This window comes from Enterococcus sp. HMSC076E04, from assembly GCF_001814285.1.
Classification (GTDB): Bacteria; Bacillota; Bacilli; order Lactobacillales; family Enterococcaceae; genus Enterococcus_B; species Enterococcus_B lactis.
In genome coordinates this window covers 1-990 of record NZ_KV815581.1, presented here as the reverse complement: position 1 = coordinate 990, position 990 = coordinate 1, and the positions used below count along the sequence as shown (strand labels likewise).

At 32.0% G+C, this 990-nt stretch carries 3 protein-coding genes; all 3 read right to left on the bottom strand.

Features of this window, described 5'->3' with window-relative positions; genetic code table 11:
* Positions 1 to 197: hypothetical protein (locus HMPREF2961_RS15515; protein WP_016629600.1), on the bottom strand; the 197-nt coding region annotated here is incomplete at its 3' end.
* A 152-nt stretch (positions 198 to 349) separates the two neighbouring features.
* On the bottom strand, positions 350 to 571 hold the full coding sequence (locus tag HMPREF2961_RS04670; protein ID WP_002311006.1) for a hypothetical protein: 222 nt from the start codon (positions 569 to 571) through the stop codon (positions 350 to 352).
* Between the two features lie 97 nt (positions 572 to 668).
* Positions 669 to 983 (bottom strand): hypothetical protein, encoded by a 315-nt coding sequence (locus HMPREF2961_RS04665; protein ID WP_033607135.1) that lies wholly within the window; start codon positions 981 to 983, stop codon positions 669 to 671.
* Positions 984 to 990 lie beyond the last annotated feature (7 nt).

The window sequence follows — 990 nt, the reverse complement described above, 5'->3', positions numbered from 1 at the left end:
AATAGATTTTTTGGAAAACTTTGCAACAGAACCACAGGTTTTTTATATCCACCTGTATGAACTCTATATAAAAGTTTTCCTTCAGGAAACCTAAGATTTTTGTTTTTACTATATACTTCTTCCCAGAACTTGTCCGTCTCCTTCAAATTATCTCTACCTCTCGAGTTCATTGGGTGGTTTGCCCATTTATTAAACATGTAATCACCTTTCTCATACTCATATATTTATGTCCCATTTCAATTATATTTATATATGCTTAAATAAATTTGTATCCTGAAATTTATTGTAATATGAAGCTGTATTTTACATATAGTAACCAAAGAGTTAATAAAATAAAAAGAGCGAACCACTATAGATCAGCTCTTTTTTCATTGCTGTTTTTAATCTTATCTAGAATCACTTCAAATGTTTCAAAGGTATTTACATCTAACTGACATAACCAAAGCAAGTACTTCTTTTCTTTGTAAGTCCAATCAATATTGCGGTAAGAGGACATTAGATTATGGTACCTTGCTCTTTGTTCAACTGAAGCCAATTCCCAGCGTTTTTCAAATATTTTTTCTTCTTCCATTATTGATCCCTCGCAAGACGCTACCTCAAACTTAAATAATGGGCAGCGAAAGTCTAATTCCTTAGATCTAAGTATAGCAAACAAATATGAAAAAAACTTAGAAGGTAGTAAAAGTTCTTCCGTCTTTTGCTTTGCTTCTATTCTTAATGTGTTTCGTTATCGGTGCCCTACAAAGATTTTCATTAATTACACACTCATTTATTGTTGTGTATTTTCTGACATTTCTCTCTTGATCAATTATTTTAATTCCATGGGCATCCTGATAGTTCATAGGAGAGGAGCGGCTATCAGAAATAGTTGCACCTATCTCTTGAACTTCTTTTACAACTTCTGGAAAATCCATCCATCCTGCTTCAGCTGTTAAAAGTAATAATCTATAATATTTACCCGTGGTGCTAGTTAATTTTAATATCCTAAAG